At 57.7% G+C, this 16,752-nt stretch carries 12 protein-coding genes and 5 tRNA genes; 7 read left to right on the forward strand and 10 right to left on the reverse strand.

The window, feature by feature from the left end:
• Positions 1-100: 100 nt before the first annotated feature.
• Positions 101-571 (reverse strand): hypothetical protein, encoded by a 471-nt coding sequence (locus NB063_RS12025; RefSeq protein ID WP_250928973.1) that lies wholly within the window; start codon positions 569-571, stop codon positions 101-103.
• Positions 572-841: 270 nt separating this feature from the next.
• Between NB063_RS12025 and NB063_RS12030 the strand changes: the two genes are divergently transcribed.
• Genes NB063_RS12030 through NB063_RS12040 form a run of 3 tightly spaced genes read left to right on the forward strand, consistent with a single transcriptional unit; the run spans position 842 to position 5,606 of the window.
• A complete protein-coding gene (locus NB063_RS12030; protein WP_250928974.1) occupies positions 842-2,371 on the forward strand; it encodes a MotA/TolQ/ExbB proton channel family protein in 1,530 nt (509 codons plus the stop codon).
• The gene (locus tag NB063_RS12035) at positions 2,368-4,536 is read left to right on the forward strand and encodes a hypothetical protein (RefSeq protein WP_250928975.1); all 2,169 of its coding nucleotides are present in this window, start codon (positions 2,368-2,370) and stop codon (positions 4,534-4,536) included. Before NB063_RS12030 ends, NB063_RS12035 begins: the two co-directional genes overlap by 4 nt.
• Entirely contained in the window at positions 4,533-5,606 is a 1,074-nt protein-coding gene (locus tag NB063_RS12040) for a hypothetical protein (RefSeq protein ID WP_250928976.1), read from the forward strand. Before NB063_RS12035 ends, NB063_RS12040 begins: the two co-directional genes overlap by 4 nt.
• Before the next feature lie 311 nt (positions 5,607-5,917).
• Here NB063_RS12040 and rplK read toward each other — a convergent pair whose 3' ends face one another.
• The 9 genes from rplK to NB063_RS12085 all read right to left on the reverse strand — a co-directional run bounded on the left by rplK (position 5,918) and on the right by NB063_RS12085 (position 10,136).
• Positions 5,918-6,343, reverse strand: a complete 426-nt coding sequence (gene rplK, locus NB063_RS12045; RefSeq protein WP_250928977.1) for a 50S ribosomal protein L11 — start codon at positions 6,341-6,343, stop codon at positions 5,918-5,920.
• A 138-nt stretch (positions 6,344-6,481) separates the two neighbouring features.
• Complete coding sequence (gene nusG / locus NB063_RS12050) at positions 6,482-7,195, reverse strand: transcription termination/antitermination protein NusG (protein WP_250928978.1); 714 nt, start codon at positions 7,193-7,195, stop codon at positions 6,482-6,484.
• Positions 7,192-7,638 (reverse strand): preprotein translocase subunit SecE, encoded by a 447-nt coding sequence (gene secE / locus NB063_RS12055; protein WP_250928979.1) that lies wholly within the window; start codon positions 7,636-7,638, stop codon positions 7,192-7,194. The genes nusG and secE overlap by 4 nt, the downstream gene beginning before the upstream one ends.
• Before the next feature lie 126 nt (positions 7,639-7,764).
• Positions 7,765-7,837 (reverse strand) — tRNA-Trp (locus NB063_RS12060).
• Positions 7,838-8,015: 178 nt separating this feature from the next.
• The gene (tuf, locus tag NB063_RS12065; RefSeq protein WP_250928980.1) at positions 8,016-9,212 is read right to left on the reverse strand and encodes an elongation factor Tu; all 1,197 of its coding nucleotides are present in this window, start codon (positions 9,210-9,212) and stop codon (positions 8,016-8,018) included.
• A gap of 238 nt (positions 9,213-9,450) precedes the next feature.
• Positions 9,451-9,522: transfer RNA gene (locus NB063_RS12070), tRNA-Thr, on the reverse strand.
• Positions 9,523-9,628: 106 nt separating this feature from the next.
• Positions 9,629-9,699 (reverse strand) — tRNA-Gly (locus NB063_RS12075).
• Between the two features lie 112 nt (positions 9,700-9,811).
• Positions 9,812-9,893 (reverse strand) — tRNA-Tyr (locus tag NB063_RS12080).
• A 170-nt stretch (positions 9,894-10,063) separates the two neighbouring features.
• Positions 10,064-10,136: transfer RNA gene (locus tag NB063_RS12085), tRNA-Thr, on the reverse strand.
• A gap of 321 nt (positions 10,137-10,457) precedes the next feature.
• On the opposite strand from NB063_RS12085, the gene rsmG reads away from it, so the two are divergent.
• The 4 genes from rsmG to NB063_RS12105 all read left to right on the forward strand — a co-directional run bounded on the left by rsmG (position 10,458) and on the right by NB063_RS12105 (position 16,645).
• Positions 10,458-11,216 carry a 16S rRNA (guanine(527)-N(7))-methyltransferase RsmG gene (gene rsmG / locus NB063_RS12090; RefSeq protein WP_250928981.1) on the forward strand — a complete coding sequence of 253 codons (759 nt, stop codon included), beginning with the start codon at positions 10,458-10,460 and terminating at the stop codon, positions 11,214-11,216.
• Positions 11,217-11,444: 228 nt separating this feature from the next.
• Complete coding sequence (gene cysD, locus NB063_RS12095; RefSeq protein ID WP_250928982.1) at positions 11,445-12,356, forward strand: sulfate adenylyltransferase subunit CysD; 912 nt, start codon at positions 11,445-11,447, stop codon at positions 12,354-12,356.
• A gap of 135 nt (positions 12,357-12,491) precedes the next feature.
• Positions 12,492-14,435, forward strand: coding sequence for a sulfate adenylyltransferase subunit CysN (gene cysN / locus NB063_RS12100; protein ID WP_250928983.1), 1,944 nt, complete (start codon positions 12,492-12,494; stop codon positions 14,433-14,435).
• Positions 14,432-16,645 (forward strand): M3 family metallopeptidase, encoded by a 2,214-nt coding sequence (locus NB063_RS12105; RefSeq protein ID WP_250928984.1) that lies wholly within the window; start codon positions 14,432-14,434, stop codon positions 16,643-16,645. The genes cysN and NB063_RS12105 overlap by 4 nt, the downstream gene beginning before the upstream one ends.
• Positions 16,646-16,752 lie beyond the last annotated feature (107 nt).

The following is a 16,752-nucleotide window of genomic DNA, read 5'->3' on the forward strand; positions in this document are numbered from 1 at the left end:
AGGGGCGTTAAGAAAATTGGCGAATTCGTACACCCCTTTTCCTACGTGCCGTTCTTTCGAATCGATCGCGTATGCGGTCTGACGTCCGAGCGTCGATCGATTAATTCGATCGAGGCGGGAGTCCTTGCATCCGACGGATTTGATCGGCCAGTGGCGGGGTGACGTTCAGTTCTAGGGTGAAGTCGGCGGCAATTTCGCGGCTGCTGACCAGCCGGATTTTGCCTTCAGAACCAACATGATACACCGCCATCCATCGTTTTTCCGCATCTACGATCGTAATTACTTGAGTTCCCGAGTCGTCAACGTGGGAAAATCCGATCAAATCCCCCGAACCGGCAACATCACGCCCGTCGCGAGACTCGATCACCGTCACTTGGCTCCCAGCCACCTCCCCGAATTCGGGAGCGACTGCCCCCAATTGTTGGGGCACCGAGGAATATCCAGGAGTTTGTGCCGTGACCGATGGGGAACTCCCCGAGGCCCAGATCGCGCCGATCAGGATTCCGAGGGCCAAAGGCAGCAGGCTCGGCGCAATTCGTTTGAACCGCGAAGGAAAGAGGGAAGGATTCATAGCGGGGGTCCAAAGAGTTGGAAACGGATTCGCAATCGCGAAATGTGCGGCAGTTCATCCTGCAGCCCCTCCTTTACCTGGGATCGAAACCCGGTCGCAAACCCGAAATCATAGCGATTTGGTCAAGTTTGACGGTTGTGTCGGTCGATCTGGTTGTTCGTACGCACTCCATGATATGGTCGCTCACGTACGCGTCGGAACCTCTGCGCGGGCATACGACAAACCACGCCTCGGCCCAGCGGCCTCCATCTCGATCGGAAAAGGAGTCCCATGACTCAACCTCCCGAACCCGTTTCAGTAAGCCATCAAATGTTCATGCAGGATTCGCCGGCTCGGAAATCACCAGCGATGGCGTTGGTCACCAAGCTCACGCCCCTGGCAATCGGGCTGGCTGGCGGCTGTGCGTTTTATGCAGTCGTGCTGGCCGTCGATTGGGCACCTCTGAACCGATATTTTCTCGGTCACCCCGTCGCCGTCGCCGCGACGATGTTGTTCGCCGTGGCCGTTTCGATTCTCGCGTTCATGACGCTCGACACCGCGTCGCAGCAACGTTCGATGCGTCTGCTCCGCGACGCCGATTTAATGCCGCCGCCGGCTCAGGAAGACAAACCGCTGTCGCCGGCGCAGCGTTGGCGAGACGAAAACGATGCCGGGCACGCGGCTCGAATGTGGCGAGTGGGACTGAGCAAATTACCCGCCGCGACTCGTAGCAGCGCCCTCGTGCGACGTCTCGATGAAGTCCTCACGCGGCAATCGCATCGCACAACGACGGGTGAATTGCCGGAAGATCTGAGAGAGTTGTCGGTTCGCGACGCGGATGCCGCACACGATTCGCTCGGATTGATTCGGATCATCGTGTGGGCGATCCCAATGCTCGGGTTCCTCGGTACCGTGATCGGGATTACGCAAACTCTTGGCGGGCTCGACTTCACCGACGGGACCGCCGCGGTGGACCGGCTCAAAAGCGGTTTGTATGTGGCGTTCGACACCACCGCGTTGGGACTCGTGCTTTCCGTTGTTGCCATCTTCTTGCAGTTCCCGGTCGAACGAGGGTTGCAGAGCTTGCTGGTCGATATCGACGAACGGGTGCGAGATTTGGTGTCGTTGGGATTGCCCAGCGAAAATCCGGCAGATAACCAAACGGCCATGATCACGCATCTGTGCCGAGGGATTGAAACCGCGGTCGCTGAATCGTTGGCCACCCAGGCGAAATTGTGGCGGGAAACGATTGAGGAAGCCCAAGAAGCTTGGCGCAGCCAGCACAACGAGGGCGCCGAGCAGTTCCGTCAATTGCTGCAGTCCGCGATGAAGCCGGCCCTGACACATCACGCCGACCGCATCGACGCCTCGATCGGCCGACTCGATGGGGCCGCCCATTCGGTCGAAAATGCATTGCGGGAACAGACCGCGGTGTGGCGTGGTGCGTTGCAAGAAACCGCATCGGAAGTGCAAACGCATCGCCGAACTCTGTTGACGCACACCGAGGCGATGACGACGCTCGCGACACGCCAAAGCGAACAAGATGCCTCGCTTCGAGACGCGTTGAAACGCGTCGTTTCCGATCGCAATTCAAAGAGCGAACCCAAGTCCGCTCCGGCACTCGATCCCGCGGTAACCCAAGCCATGACGACGCTCGCACGGGCCGTCGATCTGCTTTCGACCCGTTTGCCGCTGCCGCCAGAACGGCCCACGCGAACCTCCGCAGGTCCTGGCCGCGGTGCCAGAGCGGCCGGCAACTCGAATGCCGGTACGAGAGCCAATGGTGCCGCCGATCGTGACTCCCTAGGACGTGCGGCATGAGTCGGCGCCGCGCCGGAATTTCACCGTCGCTTTTCCCGTTCCTGGCGGTGTTGATTTGCACGCTCGGGACGCTGATTTTGCTGCTGGCGTTGGTCGCTCAACAAGCCAACGACGCTGCTGTTGCGCAGGTCGAGCAGGAACGTCGGGAGAAACTCGCGTCGGCGGCTGACAAAGTCAATGCGCCGGTGGCCTCGGCGACGCTCACGTCTCCGGTCGCTGACGAGGATGACGCTCCGCCCGCGATGACAGCATCGGCGGCGCAGCGGTTGATCGCGCAGGAACAATTCCGCGTCAGTCAGCTCGTCTCGTTTCGTAATGAGCAGACCGCGGAACTCGAGCGAAAACGTGACGAGATCACGCAAATCGAGTCGCATATGCGAAAGATCAAGGCACGCCTCGCCGATCTCAACGCCGAAGTCGAAATGGCCATGACGGAGGGTGAAAATCCGGTTGAGGTCGCTCAGACGGACGAAACAACGCTCGTGTTGATGCGCGAGGAAGCCGCCAAATTGCGTGCCGAGATAGATGAACTTGAGTCGAGTGAACGCGGCAGCAAGCCGCGTGTCGTGATTGTTCCACACCGCGGACCGAACGGTACCCAACGACGACCGATCTATGTTCTCTGCACCGCCGATGGTTTGGAAATCCTCCCCGAAGGTGCACGCATCACCAAGGCCCAGGCCCTCGCGGCAACTGAATCCGATAATCCACGCAGCAATCCGCTCGGGGCCGCACTCCGCACCGCACGGATGCACGCCATGCAGCAGTACGGCGACCAACTCCCGCCGTATCCCTTGCTAGTCGTTCGCCCCGATGGCATCTACATGTACCGCGTCGCGAGCGCTTTGATGAAAGATTGGGACGACCAGTACGGCTACGAACTCGTGCCGAGCGAAGTGGACTTGGCTTTCCCAGGCGGCGACAACGTGCTGCGAAGGAACATGGAGCTCGCCATCCACGAGGCCGCCGCACGCAACTTCCACTACGCCTCCGGAAGAGGTGGTGGCGGTCATGGCAACGGAAGTGGCTATGGGTCTTCGTCCGTTCCAGACGCTTATCGGGGATCGCCTGACCAGCAACCGGGATCGTACGCCGCGGGATCGTACGCGGCTGGCCAAGACGGACCAGGACAAACAAGCTCCGGACAACCTTCCGGGGGCCAGCCTCCGAATCCGGGGTTTGCCTCCACGGGACAAGCCCCAAGGGGTGCGGGAACGTCACGAACGCCGGCGCGGGCGCTGCCGACGTTGTCAGCCCGCGATCTGGATCGGCAGGCGCAATCCAACGGTTTTTCGCTCGCTCGCGACCAGCAATTTAGCGCCATGGGCAATGTCTTTGCCGAGCCACCCGGTTCGCATGGAGGATCCTACGGCGCCGCCGGTTCGGTCAAATCGCAATCCGCAGCTCTCAACGATTTCCTAGCAGGCAAAACGCCTCCCGGCCTCGAAGATTCCGCGCAGTCGGACAACCCAGGCGGTGAATCAGGCGGGACGGGAAGCTCAGGAACGGATTCGCCGGGCAGTGGTACGCCGGACAGTGGTACGCCGGGCCAATCCGATCTTGCAGGGACCGGATCTTCGGCCGGGACGTCGTCGCAACCGCCACCTCCTGGTGCACAACCGGGACAGATGAGCTCGTCCGCAATGTCACAGTCTGCAATGTCGCAAAGCCCGAGCCAGATGAGCGGGGTCGCCATGGCGCTCAGCAATCCAGGCCAACCTGGTTCGCCAGAGTCGTCTGCCAATGGATCGTCGTCGGAGTCGGGACAAAGCTCGTCACAGTCGCCACAATCACCGCAGGTCGCGCAAAAGATGGTCCGCCGCGAAGGTAAGGATTGGGCGTTACCGGAAGCGTTTCGCGGAATGGGAGGCACCGAATTTGTGCGTCCGATTTCGATGCGGTGTCACCACGACCGTTTTGAGTTGATCGAACAGGGACAGGTCGTCCAAACCTTCACCTTTGACCAGCAAGACGTTTATGGCCCGACTCTGCAACTCGCTACGGCGATCCGTGACCGCGTGATGGGATGGGGGGCGACGATGCAGGGTGGCTACTGGAGACCGCGTCTGGAGGTCAGTGTGGGCCCACACGCCGAACAACGCTTTCATGAATTGCAAACGCTCATGCAAGGTAGCGGCGTCGATGTGGTTAGGAGATCACCATGAGCGGAAGACGCCGCAGCACACTTGAGCTCGGTCACGATGCCTTCTTGGATATCGTGGCTAACCTCGTCGGTATTCTGATCATCCTCGTGGTCGTTCTGGGGACGCAAACTCAACGGATCACAGAGCTGATGCGTGAAAACGTCGAATCGGAAATGCAACTCGCCGAAGACGACCTACCACAGGTCGATGCGACTCCAGATCAACCGGTCGAAGCCGTCGCGTCACGGGCTCAACTCGATCAACTCGGTGAGATGGCCATGCGGGCCGCCTCGGCCCAACGGGACTCGATGCGGATCGAAGCGAACCTGCGCCGCTACAACCAGCAAATTGAACAACTCTCCGAAGCTCGCGGAAGATTGCTCGACCTGATGAGTATCGCCGAAGCAGCGTGGGAAGAGAAAAAGTCTGAACTCGATCAATCCAAGGTCCTCGCGGCCAAGTATCAACGTGAAATTCGCGAGGTGGAATCTGAAATAGCAACCCTCGCGGGGACCAAAGAGCGGTTGGCCAATGAGGAGGCTCCGCTCGTTGCCGTCGAGCACCTGCCGACGCCGATGGCGAAGACTGTTTTCGGTGACGAAATCGATTTCCGCTTGAAGGGCGGACGATTGTCGCTCGTTCCCGTGGAACCGTTGATGAAGGAAATCAAAGAGGACGCGCAGCGCATGACGCCCAAACCCGGCAAGGACGCTTCGACCGTCGGCCCGATTCGGGACTACATTGCCAACTATGTCGTCGAGCGAGAAATCGGTCGCATCACACAGAACGGCAAGACCGCCATGGCGATGGCCACGCGGCTTGGTGCGGTCGCGTTTGAGCCGCTCGACGAATCCGTCGGCCAACCCGTGGGACAAGTATTGCGAGACCGCAGTTTCTTAGACATCGAACTCGCCGGCCGCGACCCGCACTCCACCACGATCACGGTCTGGGTTTACCCGGATAGTTTTGGTGAATTGCGTCAGCTCAAAGAGCACCTCTATCAGCGAGGTTTTGCAACCGCGGCTCGCCCACTGCTGAACGGTCAAGCGATCATCTTCAGCAGCAGCGGCACGCGTTCGAAGGCGCAGTAGTTCGCCACCGGCTTGATGGAAGGTCGTTCGGCGGCAACCCGCCAAATCGAGCGTTCCGGCGACATTTCTCGCCACCACACAGAGTCACCTAGCCAGCTCGCAACCGGATAGACTCAGGGTAGCTTCCGAGAGGCGACGCTCCCGCGCTTCATCTGGCCCACTCAGCGGGAACGGTGAAGCAACGACCGACTTATCGCGATGTTGCCACTTCCTCGATACGGCGGCAGCGCACGAAAAAGGGAGAGCCGATGCTCTCCCGAAATCGCTTAGATCATCGTGTCGCTCCAGGATAACCCCGTTGCGAGAGGACCTTAGCCTTCGACGACGATGCCCATGCTGCGGGCGGTGCCTTCGATCATCAGCGCCGCTTGGTCGATGCTGCGGGCGTTCAAGTCTTCGAACTTCTTCTGCGCGATCTCTTCGCACTGGGCGCGAGTAACTTTGCCGACTTTGTCCTTGTTAGGCACGCCACTGCCCTTGGCGATGCCAGCGGCGATCTTGAGCATCGAAGCCGCTGGTGGGCTCTTGGTAACAAAGTCAAAGCTGCGATCGTTGTAGACGGTCACGATCACGGGGATAGGCGTACCGTTGTACTCCTTGGTCCGGTCGTTGAACTGCTGAACGAACTGGCCCAGGTTGACGCCGTACTTACCGAGCGACGTACCAACAGGAGGGGCCGGAGTCGCTTGGCCACCGGGAACTTGAAACTTGGCTTGGCCGGTTACTTGTTTTGCCATGGGAAAAAGCTTTTAGCTGTTAACGATTAGCGATGAGCTTAATCGAGGATTGTGAGTGGATATGGTAAAGTAAATTGCGAGGCGGAGATCATACAATCGAAACCGCAGTCGGGCGACCGAATGTTCGCCCGGTGTTGCCTACAGTGGTTCGACTTGCCAGTGATCGAGTTCCATCGGGACGCTGCGACCGAAAATATTGATGATAACGGTGACACGTCCGTTGGCTTCGTCGACCACGTCGACTTCCCCTTCTTGATTCTCGAAATTGCCTTCCTTGACTCGAACTCGATCGCCAACTTTGAACGGGATCGCAGTTTTGATCGGAGTATCGTCTTCGTCATCGACAAGCGGACGGTTAATGAACCGTTCGACGTCGTCCGGTTCCATCGGCATGGGTTTGCCCGCGGCACCGGTGAAGTCACTGATTCCGGCGGTTTCCCGCACTAAGAACCAAGTGTCATCATTGATCGACATGTAGACCATGATGTAGCCGGGAAGCAATTTGCGTTTGGTAACACGTCTTTTGCCGTCGCGGGTGAAGGTGGCGACGTCTTCGGAAGGCACCACAATGTCGCCGAAGTATTCTTCCATGCCTTCCATCTTGACGCGTTTTCGCAGTGCGTCGGCGATGGAGTCTTCGCGGTTAAACGCGACCTTGAGGATATACCAATCCATCGGCGACTCGTCGTTCACCTCAGGCTTGGGCGGAGCGTTCGGATCAACCGGTGCGGCTGGTGGCAACGAGGGAGCAGCGGGCGCGTCGCTCGAGGCAGCTTCAACAGCAGCCTCATCCGTAACGGCGGACTCCTCTTCGCTGGCAGTTTCGTTCTCGGTAATTTCGTTTTCGCTCACGAAGTGACTCTGAGGGTGCTAAAGATGAACTGCCAAACGACGTCAAACGCAAACAGCGTGATGGCGAGGAAGAAAATGGTGAAGATCACAACGACCGCAGCTCGCTTTAGTTCATCCTTGCTGGGCCAAGTCACCTTGTTCATTTCGGCTTCGACGGCGATCAAAAAGTCCGCGAAACGCGGCCAGTTGACGACCCGGAACCCGAACCATAGCCCTGCGGCCAACAACACTCCGGCGATGCTGCGGGCGACGATCACGTTTTCCATCATGGTGGGGAGGAACGTGTATAAACGCCAGCATCCCAAGGCGACGATCACGAAAACCGCCAGCGCAGTCAATTGCCGAACGATACGGCCTTGATTCGGCTTGTAGACGTTTGTGTGGAACAGCTCGCTCGCCAACGGTGGGCCAGCTGCGCCTGATTGAGTTAGATCTTTTGACATCCCTTAGGTCCTTCCCGGCCAATCATTTCGGCAGGATATGAAAACTCGTCCCGTTGGCGTCCTGCGAACGGAATTGCAATGACCTACTCCGTCACTGCGGGCTCGGTCCGGATATTTGATTCAAAGCAGGGGCGGCGAGAGTCGAACTCACAACCGCTGGTTTTGGAAACCAGTGCTCTGCCAATTGAGCTACGCCCCTGTGAGAAACCGGTCGAATACGATGCCAGTGGCAACCTATCCAGGCTAGATTCTCTGAACGACATGTTAACGAATTGCCGAAGCCCTGGATTGCGATCAAATCGCGATCCAAGGCTTTTCAGGCAGATTCTAACGAATGGAGGCTGAAAGCTAAATGCTAAAAGCCAGCCGAGGCCATTCTATTCGATGATCTTGGTCACAACGCCCGAACCGACGGTACGTCCACCTTCGCGGATAGCGAAACGAACACCATCGTCCATTGCGATCGGCTTGTGCAATTCAACGGTAACTTTGACGTTATCGCCAGGCATGCACATGTCGGCATCGACCAAGTTTGCGGTTCCGGTCACGTCGGTCGTGCGGAAGTAGAACTGAGGACGATATCCGCTGAAGAACGGGGTGTGACGGCCACCTTCGTCTTTGCTGAGGCAGTAAACTTCAGCTTCGAACTTGGTGTGCGGGTTGATGCTCTTTGGTTTGGCCAAGCACTGACCGCGTTGGATGTCTTCACGTTTGACACCACGGAGCAAGCAACCGACGTTATCGCCAGCACGACCTTCGGTCATTTCCTTGCGGAACATTTCGACACCGGTGCAAGTCGTTTTGACTGGCGTTTCGGCGAGACCGACGATTTCGACTTCTTCGCCAACCTTGACAACACCGCGTTCGATACGGCCCGTAGCAACGGTACCACGACCTTCGATCGAGAACACGTCTTCGATTGCCATCAAGAATGGCTTGTCGTCTTCGCGGGTTGGTTCAGGAATGTACTCGTCCAACGCGTCCATCAGTTCCGAGATGCCCTTGCTGGCTTCTGGGTCGGATGGGTTGTTGTACGCAGGCAACGAACTGCCCTTGATGACAGGAACGTCATCGCCAGGAAAGTCGTACTTGCTGAGCAATTCGCGAACTTCGAGTTCGACCAATTCGAGCAACTCTTCGTCGTCGACGAGGTCGCACTTGTTCAGATACACGACGATGTAAGGCACACCAACCTGGCGAGCCAACAGCACGTGCTCTTTGGTTTGCGGCATTGGGCCGTCGGCAGCCGACACGACGAGGATTGCACCGTCCATTTGGGCGGCACCCGTGATCATGTTCTTCACGAAGTCAGCGTGACCTGGGCAATCGATGTGGGCGTAGTGCCGGCTTTCCGTTTCATACTCCACGTGGGCAACTGCGATCGTCACCGTCTTCGTCGCGTCACGAACCGTACCGCCCTTAGCGATATCGGAGTAACCCTTCGCCTTAGCTAAGCCCTTAGCCGCTTGAACGGCGAGGATAGCACCTGTCGTGGTCGTTTTACCGTGGTCAATGTGGCCAATCGTCCCAACGTTAACGTGGGGCTTGGTCCGTTCAAATTTGTCCTTAGCCATGCTGATTCACCTACAATCGCGATCTGCACCACTACTCCCGCTGAGATACGCTCTGCGAAAGCCCTCCTCGCCCGCGACCGTGTTCACACCCACGGTGGACCGCTGACGACTCGGCCGTGCCGATCGCATTCGATCTATAAAAATCGAAACGAAACGGAAATGTTTGGACGTCCCGTATCTGAAAAGACCGGCCACGTGTTTTGCACGCTAAAAAAGCCAATCTGCCGGACGTCCCGAAAGCTGCTGATGGGATTTGAACCCATGACCTCATCCTTACCAAGGAGGCGCTCTACCCCTGAGCTACAGCAGCAAAAAAAGCTGCTAGCGATTGGCTTTCGCGGTTAGGTCGGACAGGACGCCGAGGCGTCGCGGTGAACGGCTAATCGCCAAAAGCGGATCGCTAGTAGCTTCTTTAAAGCGGGTGAAGGGAATCGAACCCTCGTATTCAGCTTGGAAGGCTGCTGCTCTACCATTGAGCTACACCCGCAGGAAAACGCTTCGCTGTCGGCTAAAAGCAAATCGCCTACTTCAAAGGGGCAGGGGTCCTGGCCGTTTGCTTGAGCGAATTGCAGCTAGCGGACTGCTAGTCGTTTCTGCAATGGGGGCTACAGGATTCGAACCTGTGTAGGCATAGCCAGCGGATTTACAGTCCGCCCCCTTTAACCACTCGGGCAAACCCCCAAAAAATCGATTCGTTAGTTATTTCGTGGCGACCAGGTCAATGCCATCTGCCGCCGCGTGCATCATAAAGAACTCTGTGTGTCTGTTAAATGTCCGTCTAAATCTCATCCAAATTGTCTTCGGTCGGCACCCGCCAGAAACATCTTGAATGATGTTTGCAATGTTCTAAGAGCCAACGGAGGGATTCGAACCCACGACCGGCTGATTACAAATCAGCTGCTCTGCCAACTGAGCTACGTTGGCCGCTGTTGCCGACCAGGGAAGGCAGAGTGTACCGATCCGCCGGTTGGGAACAAGACGGAATTGAACCAAAATAGCGACTGAAAAACAAAAAAAACGGTTGTAACGGGCTGCCAGCGAGCAACAGACCGGTCCTCGCAACGCGGGGTTCGCTTTTCAGGGCCGCTGCGCCCCCGATACAGGGCCACTGAACACGCTATCCTCGGGGCGTTTGGCGAGTTGGCAAGTTTGATAGCGGCGATTTCGCGATCGCCTGTTAAATTAGCAGGCTCGCACACATCGGCACCTTTTCCACTACCGCACGCCTTGGTATCACCTTCGAGAATGACTGATCCAACCGAAATGAATGACCTCGAAGACACTTTCGAGTCCGCGCTCCTGCGATACGGGATGCAGCTTGACGGGCCCCTCGCAGATTCGCTGAAACGGTATGCGGAGTTGATGTGGCGGTTCAACGAACAGCTGAATCTCACCCGGCATACGACCTGGGACCTCTACGTGGGCCGCGATTTGCGGGATTGCCTGCAACTGGCACACCTGATCCAGCCCGATGAGGCCGTCCTCGATCTGGGCAGCGGCAACGGCGTCCCTGGCATCCCGCTGGCGATTCTTCGCCCGGATGTGGAGGTGTCGCTGGCGGAGTCAGTGGGCAAACGCGCCAAAGTTCTCGACGAACTGGTCACCGAACTCAACCTGAGCGTCCCCGTCTATTCTTCGCGTGGCGAAGATTTACTGGAAGATTTTCGCTTCACCACCATCGTCAGCCGGGCTGTCGGAAGCCTGATGAAATTTTGCCGATGGGTGGAGCCGCACTGGGGCAGTTTTGACCGCCTACTGCTGGTCAAAGGGCCGCGATGGGTCGAAGAGCGGGCCGAAGCGAGACACTACGGGGTGCTGAAGAACTTTGACCTGCGTGTCATCGCGAGCTACCCGCTCGGTCTGCCAAGCGAAGAAGTCGCCGAGGTGGCGACTGCTGCGGCCGCTGAAGGCAGTGAGGGAGAGGTTGGCGACGACACCGATCTCTCCCATCTGGAGGGGCAAGGGGTGATTTTGCAGTTGTCACGCAAGGGACGATTTGCCTAGCCATGTTGCCCGGCTGTTGAATTTTCAGCAGGCAACTATACTTTCACGCCATGCGGGCTCGGGGATTTGCGGCTGCTCGGTGGATTAGGTAAAGGGACACACGGGCGCAGTGTGCTGTTTGGCTCGAGGCCAAAGCCCCACTTCGCTCAAATCCATGCCGCACGAAACCCGGTCCCGACCACACATCGTTTCCAACCCACATTACTCGCCTCCGGCTCAACGGTTCCCATGTCAGACTACAGCCTCACCCACCTGAGACAGCTCGAGGCCGAGAGCATCCATATTTTCCGCGAAGTTGTCGCTGAGTTCGACAAACCGGTCATGTTGTATTCGATCGGCAAAGACTCAGCGGTCCTGCTGCGACTGGCGCTCAAAGCGTTCGCACCCGCGAAGTTGCCCTTCCCGCTGCTGCACGTCGACACGACGTACAAATTCAAGGACATGATCGAGCATCGTGAAAAATACGTTCGCGGTGAACTCGGCCTGGATGTTCTCGTTCACATCAATGAAGAAGGGCTGAAGCTCAATATCCCACCTTGGGAAGACAGTGAGCGGCACACCGAATTGATGAAAACCGACGCATTGAAAGCGGCGCTCAACAAATACCAATTCGACGCCGCCTTTGGTGGTGCTCGTCGCGATGAAGAAAAAAGCCGTGCCAAAGAGCGTGTCTTCAGCTTCCGTGACAAGGCACACCGCTGGGATCCCAAGAACCAGCGACCTGAGTTGTGGAACCTCTACAACGGACGGGTCAACAAAGGCGAATCGATTCGCGTGTTCCCGATGAGCAATTGGACCGAACTGGATGTTTGGCAATACATCCATCTGGAAAACATCCCGATCGTCCCGCTGTATCTCTCGGCACCTCGCAAAGTCGTGCGGCGTGATGGGATTTTGCTGATGCGAGACGACGACCGCATGCCATTGCTGCCCGGCGAAGTCGAAGAGACGAAGATGGTTCGGTTCCGCACCCTCGGTTGCTATCCGCTTTCGGGGGCCGTCGAAAGCGAAGCCACAACGCTTCCGGAAGTCATCCAGGAAATGTTGTTGACGAGAACCAGCGAACGCCAAGGCCGCATCATTGACCAAGACGAAGGCGGCGTCGGCATGCAGAAGAAAAAAGAACGTGGCTATTTCTAGCCACCTAGTGGCAGTCTCTCGCTGACAGCAGTTCGCGACCGCTCGAGAAAGCGGACGAACTCCCCTCGAACCCGTCTACCCTCCACTCCAGCTAGCAGCCAGACGCTAATAGCTGACCGCCAAAAGCTCTCTTCCATGTCGCATCAATCAGATCTGATCGCAACCGATATCGACGCTTACCTGAAACAGCACGAGCAGAAACAACTGCTGCGTTTCATTACCTGTGGCAGTGTTGATGACGGCAAGAGCACGCTCATCGGGCGTCTGCTCTACGACTCCAAACTCGTCTACGAAGACGAACTCGCGAAAGTCCAAAGTGATTCGGTTCGCCAAGGTTCCGTCGCCGGAGGGTTCGATCCGTCGCTATTTATGGACGGCCTCAAAGAGGAACGCGAGCAAGGCATCACGATCGACGTTGCCTACCGCTACTTCAGCACGGCGAAACGCAAGTTCATCATCGCCGACACCCCCGGCCACGAGCAGTACACGCGCAACATGGCGACCGGGGCGAGCACGGCGGACCTAGCGATCATCCTGATCGACGCCCGGCATGGCGTGCTCACCCAAACCCGCCGTCACTCTTTCATCGTCTCGTTGCTCGGCATTCGCCACGTCGTGGTTGCGATCAACAAAATGGACCTCGTTGACTACAGCGAGGACCGCTTCAACGAGATTTGCACCGAGTACCGAGCCTTTGCGGCGCGACTCGATTTGCCGGACCTGAACTTCATCCCGATCAGCGCCCTCAACGGCGACAACGTGGTCGAACGCAGCGAGTCGTTGTCGTGGTACACAGGGACGACGCTGATGAATTTCCTCGAAACCGTTTACATCGGTTCGGATCGCAACCTGCAGGATTTCCGGATGCCGGTGCAGTACGTGAACCGGCCTAACCTGAACTTCCGTGGTTTTTGCGGCACGATCTCCTCAGGCATCATTCGCCCCGGTGACGAGATCATGGTGCTACCGAGCCGCCGGAAATCGAAGGTCAAACAGATCGTCACGTACGAAGGCGAACTCGAAGAGGCGTTCGCTCCTCTGTCGATCACGCTGACGCTCGAAGACGAAATCGATGCCAGCCGTGGTGACATGATTGTCCGTAGCGGCAACCTGCCCCGGAGCGAAGCGAGCGTCGAGGCAATGTTGGTGTGGATGGGTGAAGACGCCATGGTGCCCGGCAAGACCTACCTGATCAAACACACCACGCAAACGCTGCCCGGCAGCATTCAGACATTGAAATACCGTGTCGACGTCAACACGTTGCACCGGACCCCCGCCCCGACTCTCGAACTAAACGAGATCGGACGTGTGGCGATCGAGCTGTCCGCTCCGATTCACATGGACCCGTATCGACGCAACCGATCCACCGGTGCGTTTATCTTGATCGACCGTATCACCAACTCCACCGTTGCGGCGGGGATGGTTCTTGACCGCGGTGCGACCGGCAAGACTCGCTCGGTTTGGGATGACGATATCGAAGCAGCGGCTCAAGACGATAGCGTCGAGGTCTCTGCGGTGTCCGCGGAAGACCGTGTCGCACGGTTTGGCCAGAAACCCGTCACGGTCCTACTCACCGGATTGACCGGAAGCGGCAAGACTTCGATCGCCCGATCAGTCGAACGCAAACTGTTTGATACCGGTCGCGCCGTTGCCGTCATTGATGGCGAGCAACTTCGCCGCGGTTTGAGCCTCGACCTGGGCTTCACCGCCGAAGACCGAAGCGAAAACCTGCGCCGCGGTGGTCACGTCGCTCAAACGCTCAATGACGCTGGTTTGATTTGCCTCGCTTCGATGGTCGCTCCCGCCGAAGACGTGCGGCAGAAGGTTGGCAAACTGATCGGCGGCGAGCGGTACCTCGTCGTCCACGTCGCCACACCTCTGGAAGTCTGCCGTCAACGCGATACGAAGGGACAGTACGCGAAAGCAGACGCGGGCGAATTGCTGAACTTCCCCGGCGTCACCGCCGAATACGAAGCACCGGAATCACCGGACCTCGTCGTTGATGCGTCGTCGTCCTCGATTAGCGAATGTGCGGACGCGATTGTCGAGCTGCTAAAGTCTCGCGAGTTCATTAAATGAAGTCTCTTTTTCGCACCTCGTTTCTGATGTTGTCGGCCGGCGTTTTGGCGGCGGCGGCACCAACCGCTTCATCCGCACCCAATGAGCCTCTCGTGACCGCCTCTTCTGAAACCGTGATGGAATCTCCGCTGCTGGCTCCCTGGACCGGACCGTATGGCGGCGTCCCACCGTTCAAGAGTGTTCGGGTCGACGAGTTCACCGCCGCGTTTGACTTTGCCATCGACGCAGCCAAGCGTGAGATCGAAGCGATCGCCGATAATCCCGAACCACCGACGTTCGAGAACACCCTGCTGGCGCTTGAGACCGCGGGCAAAATGCTCGATCGGCTAGAAACCGTATTCGATGTGCACGCCTCGAACCTGAACGTCGGGCCAATTCCAGATATCGAGCGCTCGGTCAGCCCCAAGCTCTCTGCGTACGCCGACTCGATCACGCAAAACCGAAAGCTGTTTGCACGGATCGAATCGGTTCACAAAGACGTTTTCGAAACGCAAACCGTTGAGCTGGAAGACGATGCGAAGCGTCTGCTCGATGAGACGTACAAAGATTTCATCCGGATGGGAGCTCGTCTTTCGGAAGAAGACAAGGCGAAGCTGTCGCAGATCAACGCCAGACTCGCTCGTCTGTTCACCGATTTCAATCAAAGTGTGCTCGAGGAAGAAAAGCGACACGTCACTTGGATCGATGACCGCAATGACCTCGCTGGATTGTCTGATTCAACAATCGACTCCATGGCGGCGGCCGCGAAGGAAAAGGGCGGGAAGGCAGCTTATGCGGTCACCAACACGCGTTCGTCGATGGACCCCTTTTTGACTTACGCGGAAAACCGCGAACTGCGCGAGATCGTCTGGCGAAACTTCTATTATCGCTGTGACAACGGGGATGAGTACGACAACAAAAACATCATCCGAGAGATATTGCATCTCCGTGACCAGCGTGCCGATTTGCTCGGCTATCCTTCGCACGCACATTGGCGAATGGAATCCACGATGGCCGCCCAGCCCGAAGCGGCGATGGACCTGATGATGAAGGTATGGCGTCCTGCGGTCGCACGAGTTGCCGATGAAGTCGCCGACATGCAGCGGATTGCCGACGCGGAAGCCGAAGCCGCCGGCACCCCCAAGATCAAGATCGAACCGTGGGACTATCGCTTTTATGCGGAGAAGGTTCGTAAAGAAAAATACGATCTCGATATGGCCGAAGTCCGTCCGTATTTGCAACTCGACAAGATGCGTGAGGCGATGATGTACTGCGCCTCTCGGCTGTTCGACTTGCAGTTTGAACGGGTCTCGGGACTGCCGACGTTCCATCCCGACGTCACCGTTTATGAAGTCACGCGTCATGGCGACCACGTCGGTTTGTTCTACCTCGATCCGTTTGCCCGCGAAGGCAAACGAAGCGGAGCGTGGATGACCGATTACCGCGAGCAATCCGGCATCGGGCTCGCCGCTGGCGAGAGTAATATTCCCGTGAGCACGCCGATCGTTTCGAATAACAGCAACTTCATCCCATCCTCCGGAGATGGTCCGATCTTGATCTCGTGGGACGACGCGACGACGCTGTTCCATGAGTTCGGCCACGCCCTCCACGGACTGTCCAGCCGCGTTCGATACCCTTCGCAATCGGGTACCAATGTGGCCCGCGACTTTGTTGAGTTCCCGTCGCAGATTCTGGAACACTGGCTATCGACTCCGGATGTCCTCAGCAAATTCGCGACTCACTACGAAACCGGTGAGCCGATGCCGGCGGACTTGCTAGAGAAGATTCAGCGTTCGTCGAAGTTCAACAGCGGATTCGAAACGACCGAATATCTCGCGTGTGCAATCCTCGACATGAAACTGCACGCGGCGGACGCTAAGGAAGTCGACATCAAGGAGTTCGAACGCGAACAGCTCGATGCGATCGGGATGCCCAGCGAATTGCCGATGCGACACCGACTGCCGCACTTCAGCCACCTGTTCAGCAGCGATGCGTACTCAGCGGGCTATTACAGCTATCTGTGGAGTGACGCGTTGACGGCTGATGCCGCTGAGATGTTCGAACAATCCGAGGGTGGCTATTTCGACGAAGGTGTCGCGAACAAACTGCGAGACCATGTGCTCAGCGTTGGCAACACGATCGATCCGGCGGAAACGTATCGAGCGTTTCGAGGCCGTGACGTTGACACCGCCGCGTTGCTGAGAAAACGCGGTTTTGAGGCGGCTGAATAGGCCGTTGTGGGCAGACGTCGGATCACTCGGCTGAACCGACGCTTTCGAAATCAGACCTCCGCTCACGCGGAGTAATCGGTCGACCATTGATTCAATGGTCGACCCGA

Source organism: Aporhodopirellula aestuarii, assembly GCF_023701485.1.
Lineage (GTDB): Bacteria > Planctomycetota > Planctomycetia > Pirellulales > Pirellulaceae > Rhodopirellula > Rhodopirellula aestuarii.